The organism is Caulobacter sp. 17J65-9 (genome assembly GCF_010975005.1).
Taxonomy (GTDB): domain Bacteria; phylum Pseudomonadota; class Alphaproteobacteria; order Caulobacterales; family Caulobacteraceae; genus 17J80-11.
This window is the reverse complement of the sequence record NZ_JAAIVC010000096.1, coordinates 1-14,107: the sequence shown is the minus strand read 5'-3', so window position 1 is coordinate 14,107 and position 14,107 is coordinate 1. Positions and strand designations below refer to the sequence as shown.

Below are 14,107 nucleotides of genomic sequence, written 5' to 3'. Positions count from 1 at the left end.
GCGAGGGGGGGCCCCTCCAGCGGAGCGCGCCTTATCCGACACCCATCCGCTCATCCCCGCGAAGGCGGGGACCCAGGTGCGAGACCGTCGGCCGGCGCGTACTGCGCTTCAGCCGCGCTTTTGATGACTCTTTATGCGTCGCGCTCTGGGTCCCCGCCTTCGCGGGGATGAGCGGAAGTTGGGGCTGAACCCGCGCGCTCCGCTGGAGCCCCCCACGGCGGCTTGCAGCCGCCTGCTCCCCCCAGCGCTGACGCTCGGGGGGAGATCTTACGCCCGCCAACCCTCGAAGATGATGTTGTCGACGTGGCGCTCGACCCGCGCGGCTTCCGCGGGGGAGCGGATCGTCCAGGTCGCGGCCGGCAGGCCAGCCGCGCGCAGCTGCGCCACCCGGCGGCCGGGCAGCAGGTCCTTGCCGGGGATCAGGGCGTGCGGCGCGGCCAGCTCCAGCTGGCGGTCGGTGTAGGCGCGCTCGGGGTCCGGCGCGACCGTGCGGCCGCTCTCGTCGACGTGGCCGGACGCGTTCAGGCCGCGGGGCAGGCGCGGCGCCAGCGCCCGCATCAGGCCCACCGCCGCCGGGTTGAAGCCGATGGCCATGGCCTCGCCCCGGAAATCGGCCAGCAGGTCGGCGACCCGGCGTTCCAGCCGGCCCTCGCGGCCCACCGGCGTCTTCAGCTCGATCAGGATCACGCCGCGCCGGCCCACCAGGTCGAGCACGCGGCGCAAGGAGGGAATGGTCTCGGTCGTCGCGCCCAGCCGCACGCCGGCCAGTTCGCCGGCGGTCAGGGCGTCGACCCGGCCCTGGCGCCCCGTGAGGCGCCCCAGGGTGTCGTCGTGGAAGACCACGGCCTCGCCGTCGGCCGACAGCCGCACGTCGAGTTCCATGCCGTAGCCGGCCTCGCAGGCGGCGTCGAACGCCGCCAGCGAGTTCTCGGGCGGTCCGCCCGGCCTCCAGAGCCCGCGATGGGCGAAGGCCGGGCCGTTCAGCAGGGCGTGCGCCCGGCTCACTTCACCTCGACGACGGCGTCGACTTCGACGGCGAAGTTGACCGGCAGCTTGTAGACGCCGACGGCGGCGCGCGCGTGGCGGCCGGCGTCGCCGAACACCTCGACCATCAGGTCCGAGCAGCCGTTGATCACCTTCGGCACGTCGTAGAAGTCCGGGCCGGCCTGGACGAAGCCGCCCAGCTTCACGATGCGGACCACGCGGTCCAGGTCGCCCAGGGCGACCTTCAGCTGGGCCATGATGTTGACGCCGCACAGGCGCGCGGCCTTCACGGCGGTGTCGAAGTCGACGTCGACGCCGACGGTGCCCTTGACGCCGCCCGAGGCGTCGGTCGAGACCTGGCCCGAGACGTGGATCAGGTTGCCGGTCTGCACGAAGCCGACATAGGTGGCGATGGCGGCCGGCGGTTCCGGCAGGGTGATGCCGAGTTCGGCGAGGCGGGCTTCGATCTTGGACATGTGACGCTCCGTCAGCTTTCGCCGCTGCTTAGCGGGCCGCGGCGAAAGGCGGAAGAGGCGCCGCGCGTCCTTAGCGGCCCGCACCGGCGTGACGGGCGTTCTCGGCGGCCTCGGCCTTGTCGGCGAAGCGGCGCAGCAGGCCCGGCACGAGCTCGGCGGCGAGATCCGGGGCGTACGGCGCGAGCAGCTTCTCCATGCGCTGCATCTTGCTCTGGAAGCTGACGCCGGCGGGCGTACGCATGAACTTCTCGACGTCCTTTTCCGCCTTCTTCGACAGGGGGGTCATCGGCCGCTCGGCGGCGGCGTCCCCGATCACGACCAGCAGGGCCTTGCCGCCCTCGGTGGTCAGGAACGCGTTCATCTCGCGCAGTTCCGCGGCGGACGTGTTCTCGGCCAGGGCGTGACCGAACAGCCGCTCGATGGCGGGAAGGTCGTGGTCGATTTCCTCGTTGGCCGCCTCGACCATCAGGGCCGGCCACTCCGGGCGTCCGTTCTTGGCCAGATCGCCGAACTCCGACTCCATGCCCTTGATCATGACCTGCTTGAGATCCATCGGCGCCAGCAGGGTGTGGATCAGTTCGGTCCCGAGCGCGTCGGTCTGCGCGTCGCGCGCGGCGGCCGGAGCGGCGGCGGCCAGGGCGGCGACGGCGGTCAGGGCGGCCAGGCCGGCCAGCGGGCGACGGAGCTTCGACATCGGACAGGGCTTTCTACGACAGGTTCAACCGAGGGTAGCGAGGCGGCTGAACGCCGTCCAGCAAAGCTGGCGCGCGGAACGTCGGGACCGGGGTCACGTTCTGCGATGAGGGGCGTCGCGAGGAGGCTGCCATGGCCGCCCACATCCACCATCACCACGACCACCACCCCGTCGAGCGCGAGCGGCCGAAGAGCACGCTGATCGTCGCCGCGGTGCTGTCGTCGATCGCGCTGGTGCTGTTCCTGATCTACGGCATCCCGACCATCTTCGAGATCCTGAAGTCGAACGGCTGAGGCTACTTGCCGGCTGTCGCGAGCTTGGCCTCGTAGCGGCGCACCACGCCCGGCGTAAGTTCGGCCATGACTTCCGTCTCCATGGTGTCGAGGACGGTCTCGATGTCGTCCAGCATGGCCGTGAAGGCCTGGCCGGCCGGCGTCTCCATGAAGGCGAGAAGCCTGGTCCTGTCCTCCTGCGGCATGGCGGGGCCGGCGGTGTCGGGGTTCGCCAGGACATTCAGGAACGCGCGGCCCGTCGGCGTCCTGAGGAATTCGGTGACGGCCTGCATGTCCTTGGCCGAGAGCCTCTGGGCGAAGGCGTGGCCCATGATCGCCTCGATCGCCGGAAGGTCGTGCTCGATCTCCTCGACGGCCGCTTCCTGAAGCAGCCCTTCGGTGCCCGGCTTGGGCGCCCGCCCGAGCAGGTCCTCGGCGCCGTCGGGCTCCTGGGCGGCCATGATCAGCATGGCCTTGAAGTTCAGCGCCGACGACAGCTCGTGCGCGATCGAAGTTCCGAGCGCTTCCTTGTCCACGCTTTGGGCCGAGGCGGAACCGGCGAGCGCCAGTCCACCCGCCGCGACGACAGCCGCCAGGACGCGGCGAATAGTGGTGGCGTTCGACATCAGATGACCTCCCCCGAGACGGGCGAAGCTAGGCAAGCGGCCCCTCGTCGTCCAGCGCGCTATGGCCCGGCGTTCGCCGCATCTTCGAAGCGGGCGACCACGCCGGCCGCCAGGGTGTCCATCATCTCGCCCTTCAGCTGGTCGGCCAGGTCGTCGAGATGTTCGGCCTTGGTCTTGAACGACTTGCCTTCCGGCGTGGCGAAGAAGGCGTCGACCTCGACCCGCGCCCGTCCCGACGGCGCCGGCGGGGCCTGGCCGGCGGCGAGCCCGCTCGCATAGGCCAGCAGGGCCTGGCCGCCGGGCTGCCTGAGGAAGGCGTTGACCGCGTCCAGCTCGCGGGCGGTGAACCTCATCGCGAACAGCCGGCCGGCCTTCAGCTCCAGCAGCGGCGCCTGGGCGTCGACTTCGGCGGCCGCGGCGGCCTGCAGGCGGGTTTCCCAGCCGGGCTGGGCGTCCAGGCCGTGCGCCGCGGCGAACTCCGGCCCGCTCAGTTCACGCACCAGATAGCCGCGGAAATCGATGGCCTGCATCAACGCGCGGGCCAGCTCGGCGCCGCGGGCTTCGGGTTCAGTGAGCGGCGGGGCGGCTTCGGGCGTCTGGGCGGAGGCGGGGAGGGCGCTCGCCAGCGCCGCGCTCAGCCCGGCCGCGGCCAGTCGGCGGCGGAAACTCTGGCGGCGAGAAGCGCTCGGCATCGACAAGGCCTGCGCGCGTGACGTCCCCATAGAAAAACGCGCGTTTCTCCGCCCGTATCCAGCGCGGCGGCGCCGTCGCCACAAGCTCGGCTTTCTGCTATCCAGGGGACATGAGCGTCCAGCGTAAGCCCCTGTTCGACACTGCGGCCTTCGAGGAACAGCTCGTCGGCGCCGGTGTTACCCAGAAGAACGCCGCCGCCCAGCGGCGCGCCTTCGCGGACGCCATGGCTGAAGCGCTGGACACCCGACCGACCAGGCAGGATCTCGAACTGATGCAGTCGAGGATCGAAACGGCGATCGCCAACCAGACGGTCGAGATCTCCAAGCGGATGAACGCTCAGTTCGTTCAGTTCGTCGCCATCGTCGGCGCCCTGGTCGCCGCGGCCACCGCCATCATCAAGCTGGGCTGACGCCCTTTAGCGCTTGCCGCCGGCGGCGGGACGCGCGGCGCGCACCGGGGCCATCTTGGCCTCGTAGCGCGCGACCACGCCCGGGGTCAGTTCGGCCAGCATCAGCGTCTCCATCCGGTCCTCGGCGCGGTTGAGCAGCACCATGAGGGTCTGGCCCTCGTGCGAGTAGGCCAGGTAGTTGCGGATCCGCTGATAGTTGTCGTCCGACGCCCGCGTGAAGTTCAGCTCGGGCTTGTAGATCCGCACGATCTGCAGCCCGGTCTCCTTCAAGCTGGCGCTTTCCGGCGCCGTCTCGCGCATCGTCTGGTCGAACACCAGGGCCAGCATCTGGCGGCCGGCCGACCCCTCGAGGAACTCGACGTTGGCCTTCAGCTGGTCCAGCGGCATGCCGCGCGCGAACTCGCGGCCGGCCAGGCGCTCCAGGGCGGGCAGGTCGTTGTACATCTCCTCGATGACCGCTTCGCTCAGCGCGGCTTCGCCGCCGGCCTCCCACTTGATCTTGAAGGTCTTCTGCGCGGTCAGCGGCCGGCTCAGCCGCTGGGTCCACCAGCTGCCGACCTTGGCCGTGCTGAAGAACTGGTGCGCCAGCCGCACGCCCAGCGCCTCGGCCTCGGGGGTGATCTCGGAATAGGGTTGCGGCGTGCGGTCGGCGCCCGCCTGGGCCGGCGCGGCGGCGCAGAGCGACAGGGCCGCACAGGCGGCGGCGATCATCCGGGCACGAGACATCTGACTTCCCCCAGGCGACGCGTCGCCTCCCGCCGGGACGGTTAACGGCTTTGCCGAACCGCGTCCAGCGAGGGGCGGGCGCGCCCTCGAAGGGATCATTGCTGCAAGTTAACTTGCATAACAAGGCATCATGCCTCACCGTGTATTCATGGGCCGGACCCGACATCCCGCCCGCACAGGAGAACGACCCATGACCCAGGCGCTCGCTTCCGTCCGCCCGGCCGACCTGACCCTCGACGTGCTGGACCGCACGGCCCGCGGCCTGGCCGCCGCCACCCTCGGCTTCGGGGCGTTCAGCCTCTACGCCATGGCCGTCAGCTTCGCCCTGGTGGCGGCGATGGACCCGATCCTCCCCGACAAGGTCGGCTTCTGGCTGGCGCCGCTCAAGTTCGGCCTGATGATCGGCGAGGCCCTGCCGGCCGGCCCGGAGCTGCTGGGCTCGAACATCGTGCCGGTGGGCGCGGCCCTGGCCATCGCCTGCTGGCTGCTGGCCCGTCCGCTGGGCCGCGCCGCCGCCCTGCTGCTGAACCGGCCGGCCCGCTGATGGACCTCGGTTCCTGGCAGACGCAGTTGCGCAAGGGGGCGGCCGAGCTGGTCGTCCTGGCGCTGCTCGGGCGCAAGGAGCGCTACGGGCTCGAAATCCTGGAAGGGGCGGGGGAGGCGGGCGAGCTGGTCACCGAAGGCGCGCTCTATCCGCTGCTCACCCGTCTGGAGCGCGAGGGCAAGCTGGCCTCGCGCTGGGCGCTCGACGAGGGCGCCAGCCATCCTCGCAAGTACTACCGCCTGACCGGCGAGGGCGAACGGCTGCTGGCCGAGATGCGCCCGGTGTGGAGCCGCTTCCACGCCCAGGTGACGACCATCGTGGAGCGCGAGCAATGACCGCCGCCGTCGAAGACTACGCCCGCCGGCTTGACGCCGGCCTGAAGGCCCTGCCGGCCGACGAGCGCGAGCGCATCGTGCTGGAGATCCGCGGGCACCTGGCCGAACGCGGCGAGGCGGGCGTGGCCGCGCTGGGCGCGCCCGAGGCCCTGGCCCGTACCTTCCTGCAGGACTGGCGCATGACCCAGGCCCTGGCCCAGTCCAACCCGGCGGCCCTGCTGCTGACCGTGCTGGACCGTGCCACCCGCAGCTTCGGCGCGGCGGTGATCGGCTTCGCCTCGCTCAGCCTCTACCTGTTCGCGCTGGCCTTCGCCCTGGTGGTGGTGCTGGAGTTCCTCACCCCCGACTATGTCGGCCTGTGGCTGCACCCGTTCGAGTTCGGGGGCGTCACCGAGGTGCCGACCCGGCCGGAGATCCTGGGCTGGAAGATCATCCCGCTGTGCGCCGCTCTGGCGGTCGCCTGCTGGGCGCTGGCCGGTCCGGTGCTGCGGCGGGGAGCGGTGCGGCTGATCAAGCGGCCGGTGTTTGCGAAGTGATAGCGACGAGCTGAACGCGATCCCTCTCCCCTTGAGGGAGAGGGAGGGACCCGCGCACCGGAGCCCGCGAGAGCGGGCGCAGGTCTGCGTGGGAGGGTGAGGGGTTTCGCCGCCGCCGGCCGTGCGACCCCTCATCCTCCCGCGCGGGCCTGCGGGCTGGCGCCCTCCGGCGCGCGGGCTCCGTCCTTCTCCCTCAAGGGGAGAAGGAGGCTCAGCGCTTCAACGCCCGGCCCGTCGTCACCGCCGCCTTGCCGAACTTCTCTCGCAGCGCGTCGACCGCCGTCTCCGTCTTCAGCGCCCGGCCGTCGCCGTCGCCGAACAGGTCGCCCTTGGCGTCCGCGGCGTCGACCAGCTCGGCCATGCCGATGCCGATCAGGCGGTAGGCGACGCGCCCGTCGGCTTCGCGGGCCAGCAGCATCCGGCCCTCGTTGAACAGGGTGCGCGCCGTCTGGGTCGGCACGGGCAGGGTGCGCCGGCGGGTGATCAGCCGGAAGTCGGCGGTCTTCAGCTTCAGCACCACCACCCGCGCGGCGATCCCGTCGCGCCGGGCCTTCGCCGCCAGCTTGTCGCACAGCGGCCAGAGCTCGTCCTCGAGCTGGGCCAGGGCGGTGGTGTCCTCGTTGAAGGTGGTCTCGGCGCTCATGCCCTTGCGTTCGGACTCCGGATCGACCGCACGCGCGTCCTGACCGCGGGAGAGCTGGGACAGACGCAGGCCGTACTCGCCGAACCGCCGCGCCAGGTCCTTCACGTCGGCCCGGGCCAGGTCGCCCACCGTCGACAGTCCCGCCGCCGCGAGCTGCTTGGCCATCTGCGCGCCGACGCCGGGCAGGATCTGCACCGGGCGGGTGGCCAGGAAGCTCTCGGCCTCCGCCGCCCCGATCACCGAAAAGCCGCGCGGCTTGTCCAGGTCAGAGGCGATCTTGGCCAGGAACTTGTTGGGAGCCAGGCCGATGGAGACGGTCAGCTGCGTCTCCCGCTCGATCTGGCGCTGGGCGCGGGCCAGCTGGAAGGCGGGCGGCCCGCCGTTCAGCCGCTCGGTGCCCGACAGGTCCACCCACGCCTCGTCCAGCGACAGCGGCTGGATCAGCGGGGTCAGCTTGGCCAGCGTGCCCAGGATGTGGCGGCTTGCTTCCTTGTACTTGGCGAAATCCGGCTTGATCACGACCGCGCTCGGGCAGGCCTTCAGCGCCTTGAACATCGGCATGGCCGAGCGCACGCCGTACTGGCGGGCGATATAGCAGCAGGTCGACACCACGCCGCGCTTGCCGCCCCCGACGATGACGGGAAGGTCGCGCAACTCCGGCCGGTCGCGCTTCTCCACCGAGGCGTAGAAGGCGTCGCAGTCCAGGTGCGCGATGGTCAGCCGGTCCAGCTCGACGTGGGAGATCACGCGGGGGCTGGCGCACGACGGGCAGCGGCGGAAGGGCTCGCTCGCCGTCGTCAGGCAGTCGCGACAGATCGCCTTCATGACCACAGCCGCGCCGCGCCCCTGACGCCCGACGAATCGCCCCAGGCGGCCGGGACCAGCGGCGTCTCGAAGGTGTCGGAGAACACGTAGGCCCCGATCAGGGCCGGCGCCTGCTCGTAGAACTCGTGCACGTTCGACAGCCCGCCGCCGATGACGATGACGTCCGGGTCGATCAGGTTGCAGACATTGGCCAGCCCCCGCGCGGTGCGCAGCATCCAGCGGTCCAGCGCGGCGCGGGCGTGCGCCTCCAGCGCCAGAGCGGTGTCCAATATCCGCTCATCCCCGCGAAAGCGGGGACCCAGAGCGCTGAGGGCGGGTGGTTGTTCGCCGGCATCGGAGGTCGGCGCTTCCCTCGGAGCCGTCGGTTCACTGGGTCCCCGCTTTCGCGGGGATGAGCGGAGGAGGGAAGCGTCGTGCCCGCCGTTCACCGGCAGGGGCGCCAGTCGCGCCGCCTCGACGATCTCCTCCGCCGTCCATGATTCGCCGGTGGCCCGCGTGAAGTCCTTCTGCAGCCCCGTGCCGGAAATAAACGTCTCCAGGCAGTTCTTCCGCCCGCACCAGCACTCCGACGCCTCGTCCGCCCGCGCCCAGGGCAGGGGGCCGTGGCCCCATTCGCCGGCGAAGCCGTTGCGGCCGCGAATCAGGGCGCCGTTCACCACCAGCCCGCCGCCGCAGCCCGTGCCGAAAATCACCGCGAACACGACGCCCGCGCCGCTGCCCGCGCCGTCGCGGCTTTCGGACAGGGCCAGGCAGTCGGCGTCGTTGGCCAGCTTGACCTTGCGGCCCATGGCGGCGGCCAGGTCGGGGCCGAACGGCTTGTCGTTCAGCCAGGTGGAATTGGAGTTCCGGATCCGGTCGGTCTTCGGCGAGATCGAGCCCGGGTGGCCCACGCCCACCGTGCCGGGGCGGCCGGCCTCGGCCTCCACCCGGTCGACCAGGGCGGCGGCGGCGCGCACGGCTTTCTCATAGTCCTGCGGGGTGGAGACGCGCTCGCGCACGAGGAACCGGCCGTCTTCGTCGAGCGCGGCCGCCTCGATCTTGGTGCCCCCGAAGTCTACGCCGATACGAACCGTCAAGCTTCACCCGACCTTAATAGTGTCGTGCGACGAACATACGTGAAGAGGCCAGCCGTGTCCGTCACGTGACTGCGCCCGAATGAAGCGGTTCGGTGGATGATGTCCAAGAAGGTCCTCATCGTTGAGGATAACGAGCTGAACATGAAACTCTTTCATGATCTGCTCGATGCTCAGGGCTACGAGACCCTGCAGACCCGTGAAGGCCTGCAGGCGCTGGCCCTGGCCCGCGCTCATCGCCCCGACCTGATCCTGATGGACATCCAGTTGCCCGAGATCTCGGGCCTGGAAGTCACCAAGTGGCTCAAGGAAGACGACGAGCTGTCCCACATCCCCGTCGTCGCGGTCACCGCCTTCGCCATGAAGGGCGACGAGGAACGCATCCGTGAAGGCGGCTGCGAAGCGTACATCTCCAAGCCGATCTCGGTGGTGCACTTCCTCGACACGGTGCGGCGCTATCTGGGCTGAGTTGGTGACGCCATGACCGCCCGCATTCTGGTTGTGGACGACGTCGAGGCGAACGTCCGGCTGCTCGAGGCCAAGCTCGCGGCCGAATACTATGACGTGCTGACCGCCTACGACGGCCCGACGGCTCTGGCCGTGGCCGCCGCGGACCAGCCCGACATCATCCTGCTGGACGTCATGATGCCCGGCATGGACGGGTTCCAGGTCTGCCGGCGGCTGAAGGACGATCCGCTCACCCGCCACATTCCGGTGGTGCTGGTCACCGCGCTGGACGGCCGCGACGACAAGCTCCAGGGCCTGGAGGCCGGGGCCGACGAGTTCCTGACCAAGCCGGTCGACGACCTGGTGCTGTTCGCGCGCGTGCGCTCCCTGACCCGCCTGAAGCTGGTGATCGACGAGCTGCGCCAGCGCGAGGCGTCGGGCCGGCGCATGGGCGCCATCGAGACCGCCGGCGCGCGCCTGAACGGGGCGGGCGGCCGCGTGCTGATCGTCGACGACCACGAACGCCAGGCCGAGCGCATGGCCGCCCAGCTGGCGGTCGAGCACCGGCCGGTGATCGAGGCCGGGCCGGACAAGGCGCTGCTCTTCGCGCGCGGCCCGTGCGACCTGGTCATCGTCAATCTGGGGGCCAAGGGCTTCGACGGCCTGCGGCTGGCCGCCCAGATCCGCTCCGACGAGATCACCCGTCAGACCCCGATCCTGGCCGTCTACGAGCCGGCCGAGCGGGCGAGGGCGGTCAAGTCGCTGGACCTGGGCGTCAACGACCTGTTGGCCCGCCCGATCGACGACCAGGAGCTGGCCGCTCGTGTGCGCGCCCAGATCCGCCGCAAGCGCTACACCGACCTGCTGCGCGACAACCTCGACCGCTCGCTGGAGCTGGCGGTCACCGATCCGCTGACGGGCCTGCACAACCGCCGCTACATGGACAGCCAGTTGACCGCACTCCTGCGCCGGGCGGCCAAGGGCGGCGAGCCGGTGGCGGCGCTGATCATCGACATCGACCACTTCAAGGGCGTCAACGACGCCTACGGCCACGACGTGGGCGACGAGGTGCTGAGCGAGTTCGCCGTGCGCCTGGCCACCAACGTGCGCGCCATCGACCTGCCGTGCCGCTATGGCGGCGAGGAGTTCGTCGTGGTCATGCCCGACACCCGGCTGGAGGACGCCCACCACATCGCCGAGCGCATCCGCACCCAGGTCGCCGGCTCGCCCTTCCGCGTGGCCGACGGGCGCGAACTGCTGTCGGTGACCATCTCCATCGGCGTCGCCTCGGGCCAGGGCGAGAGCCCGGAAAGCCTGCTCCGCCGCGCCGACGCCGCCCTCTACGAAGCCAAGACCGCCGGCCGCAACCGCGTCATCGCCCGGGCTGCGGCTTAGGGGCCGCGTTACTCAGCTGCGCAGGTCGCGAGCCCGAGGATCCGCTTGGACGTGAACACCACGACCCGGCTCTCGCTGTGCACCGCGTAAAGATCGCGACCGAGCACGCGCAGGGGACCGGGCTGGCCGGGCAACGTGCCGATTTCGGTGAGCCGCCAACCGCCCGTCGCGTCGGGTGTCACCCGAAGCGCATAGCCGTAGTTGGACACGATGTGCGCAAGGCCGAAGGTCGCCACCGCGCCTTCGGGGGCCGCAGCCAGGCCGTGGACGTTGTCTTTGAGGAGTTCCTGCGGCTCTCCGCCGGTCGGCGTCCACGTCAGGGCGCCGCCCCATTCACCTCGGTCGATCCCTTCCAGCCGTCCGCCCCCAATGCGCAGGCTGTGAAGCCCGCGTTCACCGCGGGGCAGGTCGAAGCGCCTCCCATCCCACGCCCAGCGGTCGTCGTCGCACGCGGCTGGCTCGTCTAGGACGTAGGCGTCCGCTGTTCCCGGCTCGCCCGCCGGTTCGCCATCGGAGACGTCCCAGGTCGTATGGAAGCCTGCCGGTCGTGCGAGCCGGCCGTCGGCGCTGCGCAGGGCCACGGCCGCACGGCTTGCTTGGCGGCGGACTTCGGGCAACCAGTGGACGGCTGCGACCCGGTCGAGCTCCGGCAGGGCCTCAATTGCGCCGAGCCAACCGAGGCTGCGCGCGCTGACGTACACCTCGCGCCAGTCGTTTGAGCCAAGGGCGCGGACGAGGTCTGGCGTCGCAGGGCGATAGTCCACGTAACCCAGCGCAGAGGCGGCTGCGGCCCGCTCCGCCCCGTTTTCGGAAGCCAGGAACCGCATCAGCGCGGAAGCGGCCGGAAGCGCGTCCGCCCCGTATTCCGAGAACTCCAGTACGCAGTGAGGATAGGGATCGCCGTCAAAGCGAGGCGCCGACGGGCGGCATTGTTCGGCCAGGGCCGGCACCAGGAACGGGTCGCGCATCTCGTGCAGGGTGTCGAACGCCTGATCGCGCAGCCAGGGCGGGGGGCCTTCCAATAACGGCCGCAGGACGGGCGCAGTGTGACGGGCGCGCGGGCCGAGCGCCTCGAGCGCGCGCAGGGCGGCGGTGCGTCGGCCCCGGGTCTCGTCGGGCGAGCGCGCGATCTGCGCCCACTCGTCGATCACCGCGGCGGGTGGCGATTCGCCCTCGCTGATCACCCGTGCGGCGCCGTAGCGACGGCCGTCGTCGCCCTCCAGCAACGGAAGCAGGTAGGGCAAGGCCTTCGCGCCCAGCTGCTGCAGGGCGAACTCGCTCTGCCCCCGGGTGTCGAGATCGGCGACCAAGGCCTGGATGGCTTCCGGGGTCCCGATCCGTCCCAACGGGCGCGCGACCCAGCCGCCCCGGTCCAGGCGAAGGGCCTCGGCGAGGGCGGGCACGTCGGCGGGGGTGAACTCGGGCCATTCGCTCAGGATCGAGCCGGCCAAGTTGCGCAAACCCGGGCGGTCTCCGGTGGCGCGCGCCAGCAGGGCGGCCTTCGCGGGATGTCCGAGCTTGGCGAGGATCTGGGCGAGTTCTTCCGTTTCCTTCGCCCAGACGCCGGTGTCTTCGGCCGGCGCCACCCGGTCCAAAGCGGCCAGGCAGGCGGTCAGGTCCGGGCAGCCCCGGACCGCGTCGGCCATAGGCCCGGCGCGCGCCGGCGTGACCGCCAGCAGCGCCGCAATCGCGCCGATCCACAACCGCATGGCCCGTCCCCCGACGACTTCGGTCGAACTAGACCGTTGGTCGTCGAACATCGCAAGGGGTGGACTAGCGAGCCGGCGAGGGGGATGGCGCGGTCGGCGCCGTTGGGGGTCGGATCTCGCCCGCCCGCCACTTGGCTTCGAAGGTCTTCACCCGCTCGACGACCCGGATCAGCGGGCCTTCGTCCACCCGGATGACCCCGGTGTGGGCGGTGTCGAGGTCGAGGATCAGGCTTATGGCCAGCGCCAGCAGCACCATCTGGATGGTCGAGGGCATCAGCAGCCTGCGGCCCTGCTTGTCGCCGTAGCCGATGAACACCGCCGCGATCACGGCGTAGACCAGCATGGCGCGGATCACGTTGACCGGCACGCGTGCGGTCTGGGCCTCGCGGCGCATCCCCGCCGCCCGCAGCATGGTCTCGGTCGTGCCGAGCACCGCGCCGGCGTCAGGCGGGGCGTTCTTGCCGCTCAGGGCGGCGATGCTGTCCAGCCACAGGCGCTGGGCGGTCACCTCGGCGGCCTGTTCGGCGGCGACCTGCTGTCGACCGCTCGTCTCCGACCAGGCCTCCCGCGTGTCGAGGTACTGGATCAGGGCGCTGGCCAGCCAGGTGCGCTGCGGCTCGGGCATGGTCAGCAGGCGCCGGTAGTGGGCGCCGATGTCCAGGGCCTCCTCCGTGACCAGGGTGCGCCGCGTGTTGAAGCGGTCCATGGCCATGCCGAAGGTGAAGCCGATCAGCAGGGCCATCAGGCCCATGATCGCGCCCGCATAGCCGCTGAAGCCCTCGTCCTGGGTCTCGACGCCCTTGGCCTTGGCGCGGCGCAGGTTGAAGCGGCGCAGCTGCACGCCGACCTCGTGGGCGGCCATCAGCATCAGCGCCAGCAGAGGCGCCAGAAGCCAGAGCGAGAGCTGCTCGATCGGGGGCGGCGACATCGGCTGGCAACCAGCCCCGTCGAGAGGCGGTTTCAGCCGCGCCGCAAACGAAAAACGCCCGGGCCTTGCGGACCGGGCGTTCGAATAGCTCAGCTCGGAAGCGAGATCTTACTTGATCTTGCCTTCCTTGAACTCGACGTGCTTGCGCACGATCGGATCGTACTTCTTCAGCACCATCTTTTCGGTCTTGGTGCGGGCGTTCTTCTTGGTGACGTAGAAGAAGCCGGTGTCCGCCGTGGAGTTGAGGCGGATCTTGATGGAAGCCGGTTTGGCCATGGCGGGACTCCTCGGCGGCCACGGCCGCTGAAATTCGAGGCGCGGAACATACTCAGGGACGCGGCGAAGTCAACGGCCCCAAGGCGCGTCAGAGCCACCTTTCGGCGCTATTTGCGCCTCGCCCCCGGCTTTCTACGCCAGGGGCGGCCGAAAGGCGAAATTCGCGGGTCGAAGCGAGGGCGCGGCGGGCCGGTACGCCCGCCACGTGATTCTCCTCCCGCGCCTACGACCCGGCCTTGTTCGGGGTCAGGACCAGCGGCAGCACCAGCATCCGCCCTTCGGCCGGCCAATCGGCGGGCGGCTTGCCCTTCTGCTGCGAGGCGATCTGCACGGCCGCCTGTTCGGCGTCCGCGTTCTTCGGCTCGGAGCTGAGCGCCTTGCAGTCCTTCAGGGCGCCGTCGGGCATGCCGCGGCATTGGACCTTCACGGCCACCTGGCCGGCGGCCAGCGGCTTTTCGGCCGGCGCGGGCTGGGTCGTGGGGGCGGCGGCGGGCTTGGCCGCGGGCGCGGCGGCCG

18 protein-coding genes and 1 pseudogene are annotated in these 14,107 nt (G+C 70.9%); 7 read left to right on the top strand and 12 right to left on the bottom strand.

Translation table 11 applies throughout. From position 1 onward, the window contains the following. Positions 1–267 precede the first annotated feature (267 nt). The 3 genes from G3573_RS14035 to G3573_RS14025 form a co-directional block, all read right to left on the bottom strand. Complete coding sequence (locus G3573_RS14035) at positions 268–1,005, bottom strand: glycerophosphodiester phosphodiesterase family protein (RefSeq protein ID WP_163261866.1); 738 nt, start codon at positions 1,003–1,005, stop codon at positions 268–270. Further along, positions 1,002–1,460, bottom strand: coding sequence for a RidA family protein (locus G3573_RS14030; RefSeq protein WP_163261865.1), 459 nt, complete (start codon positions 1,458–1,460; stop codon positions 1,002–1,004). The genes G3573_RS14035 and G3573_RS14030 overlap by 4 nt, the downstream gene beginning before the upstream one ends. A 70-nt stretch (positions 1,461–1,530) precedes the next feature. Further along, on the bottom strand, positions 1,531–2,154 hold the full coding sequence (locus G3573_RS14025) for a hypothetical protein (protein ID WP_163261864.1): 624 nt from the start codon (positions 2,152–2,154) through the stop codon (positions 1,531–1,533). 131 nt (positions 2,155–2,285) lie between these two features. Between G3573_RS14025 and G3573_RS14020 the strand changes: the two genes are divergently transcribed. Further along, on the top strand, positions 2,286–2,447 hold the full coding sequence (locus G3573_RS14020) for a hypothetical protein (protein ID WP_163261863.1): 162 nt from the start codon (positions 2,286–2,288) through the stop codon (positions 2,445–2,447). Between the two features lie 2 nt (positions 2,448–2,449). Here the strand turns inward: G3573_RS14020 and G3573_RS14015 are convergent, their stop codons facing one another. Both G3573_RS14015 and G3573_RS14010 read right to left on the bottom strand, forming a co-directional pair. Next, positions 2,450–3,052 (bottom strand): hypothetical protein, encoded by a 603-nt coding sequence (locus G3573_RS14015; RefSeq protein ID WP_163261862.1) that lies wholly within the window; start codon positions 3,050–3,052, stop codon positions 2,450–2,452. A 59-nt stretch (positions 3,053–3,111) separates the two neighbouring features. Beyond that, positions 3,112–3,744, bottom strand: a complete 633-nt coding sequence (locus tag G3573_RS14010) for a hypothetical protein (RefSeq protein ID WP_163261861.1) — start codon at positions 3,742–3,744, stop codon at positions 3,112–3,114. A 110-nt stretch (positions 3,745–3,854) separates the two neighbouring features. Between G3573_RS14010 and G3573_RS14005 the strand changes: the two genes are divergently transcribed. Further along, a complete protein-coding gene (locus G3573_RS14005; RefSeq protein WP_163261860.1) occupies positions 3,855–4,154 on the top strand; it encodes a hypothetical protein in 300 nt (99 codons plus the stop codon). Between the two features lie 6 nt (positions 4,155–4,160). Here G3573_RS14005 and G3573_RS14000 read toward each other — a convergent pair whose 3' ends face one another. Beyond that, complete coding sequence (locus G3573_RS14000) at positions 4,161–4,880, bottom strand: hypothetical protein (protein ID WP_163261859.1); 720 nt, start codon at positions 4,878–4,880, stop codon at positions 4,161–4,163. 190 nt (positions 4,881–5,070) lie between these two features. Between G3573_RS14000 and G3573_RS13995 the strand changes: the two genes are divergently transcribed. Genes G3573_RS13995 through G3573_RS13985 form a run of 3 tightly spaced genes read left to right on the top strand, consistent with a single transcriptional unit; the run spans position 5,071 to position 6,295 of the window. After that, positions 5,071–5,424 (top strand): hypothetical protein, encoded by a 354-nt coding sequence (locus G3573_RS13995; protein WP_163261858.1) that lies wholly within the window; start codon positions 5,071–5,073, stop codon positions 5,422–5,424. Then, positions 5,424–5,759 (top strand): PadR family transcriptional regulator, encoded by a 336-nt coding sequence (locus G3573_RS13990; protein ID WP_163261857.1) that lies wholly within the window; start codon positions 5,424–5,426, stop codon positions 5,757–5,759. Before G3573_RS13995 ends, G3573_RS13990 begins: the two co-directional genes overlap by 1 nt. After that, a complete protein-coding gene (locus G3573_RS13985) occupies positions 5,756–6,295 on the top strand; it encodes a hypothetical protein (protein ID WP_163261856.1) in 540 nt (179 codons plus the stop codon). Before G3573_RS13990 ends, G3573_RS13985 begins: the two co-directional genes overlap by 4 nt. 211 nt (positions 6,296–6,506) lie before the next feature. On the opposite strand, the gene G3573_RS13980 is transcribed toward G3573_RS13985, so the two are convergent. Next, a complete protein-coding gene (locus G3573_RS13980) occupies positions 6,507–7,763 on the bottom strand; it encodes a DNA polymerase IV (RefSeq protein ID WP_163261855.1) in 1,257 nt (418 codons plus the stop codon). Then, a complete protein-coding gene (locus tag G3573_RS22275; protein WP_163261854.1) occupies positions 7,760–8,839 on the bottom strand; it encodes an ROK family protein in 1,080 nt (359 codons plus the stop codon). The genes G3573_RS13980 and G3573_RS22275 overlap by 4 nt, the downstream gene beginning before the upstream one ends. Positions 8,840–8,938: 99 nt before the next feature. Between G3573_RS22275 and G3573_RS13970 the strand changes: the two genes are divergently transcribed. Both G3573_RS13970 and G3573_RS13965 read left to right on the top strand, forming a co-directional pair. After that, positions 8,939–9,304 (top strand): response regulator, encoded by a 366-nt coding sequence (locus G3573_RS13970; RefSeq protein WP_163261853.1) that lies wholly within the window; start codon positions 8,939–8,941, stop codon positions 9,302–9,304. A gap of 12 nt (positions 9,305–9,316) precedes the next feature. After that, complete coding sequence (locus G3573_RS13965) at positions 9,317–10,678, top strand: PleD family two-component system response regulator (RefSeq protein ID WP_163261852.1); 1,362 nt, start codon at positions 9,317–9,319, stop codon at positions 10,676–10,678. An 8-nt stretch (positions 10,679–10,686) separates the two neighbouring features. On the opposite strand, the gene G3573_RS13960 is transcribed toward G3573_RS13965, so the two are convergent. The 4 genes and pseudogenes from G3573_RS13960 to G3573_RS13945 form a co-directional block, all read right to left on the bottom strand. Beyond that, positions 10,687–12,387, bottom strand: coding sequence for a HEAT repeat domain-containing protein (locus G3573_RS13960; protein ID WP_163261851.1), 1,701 nt, complete (start codon positions 12,385–12,387; stop codon positions 10,687–10,689). Between the two features lie 64 nt (positions 12,388–12,451). Next, positions 12,452–13,315, bottom strand: coding sequence for a hypothetical protein (locus tag G3573_RS13955; RefSeq protein WP_163261850.1), 864 nt, complete (start codon positions 13,313–13,315; stop codon positions 12,452–12,454). A 108-nt stretch (positions 13,316–13,423) separates the two neighbouring features. Further along, positions 13,424–13,591 (bottom strand): 50S ribosomal protein L33, encoded by a 168-nt coding sequence (rpmG, locus tag G3573_RS13950; RefSeq protein ID WP_163261849.1) that lies wholly within the window; start codon positions 13,589–13,591, stop codon positions 13,424–13,426. A 223-nt stretch (positions 13,592–13,814) separates the two neighbouring features. After that, positions 13,815–14,107: pseudogene (locus tag G3573_RS13945) on the bottom strand (hypothetical protein); the annotation flags it as partial.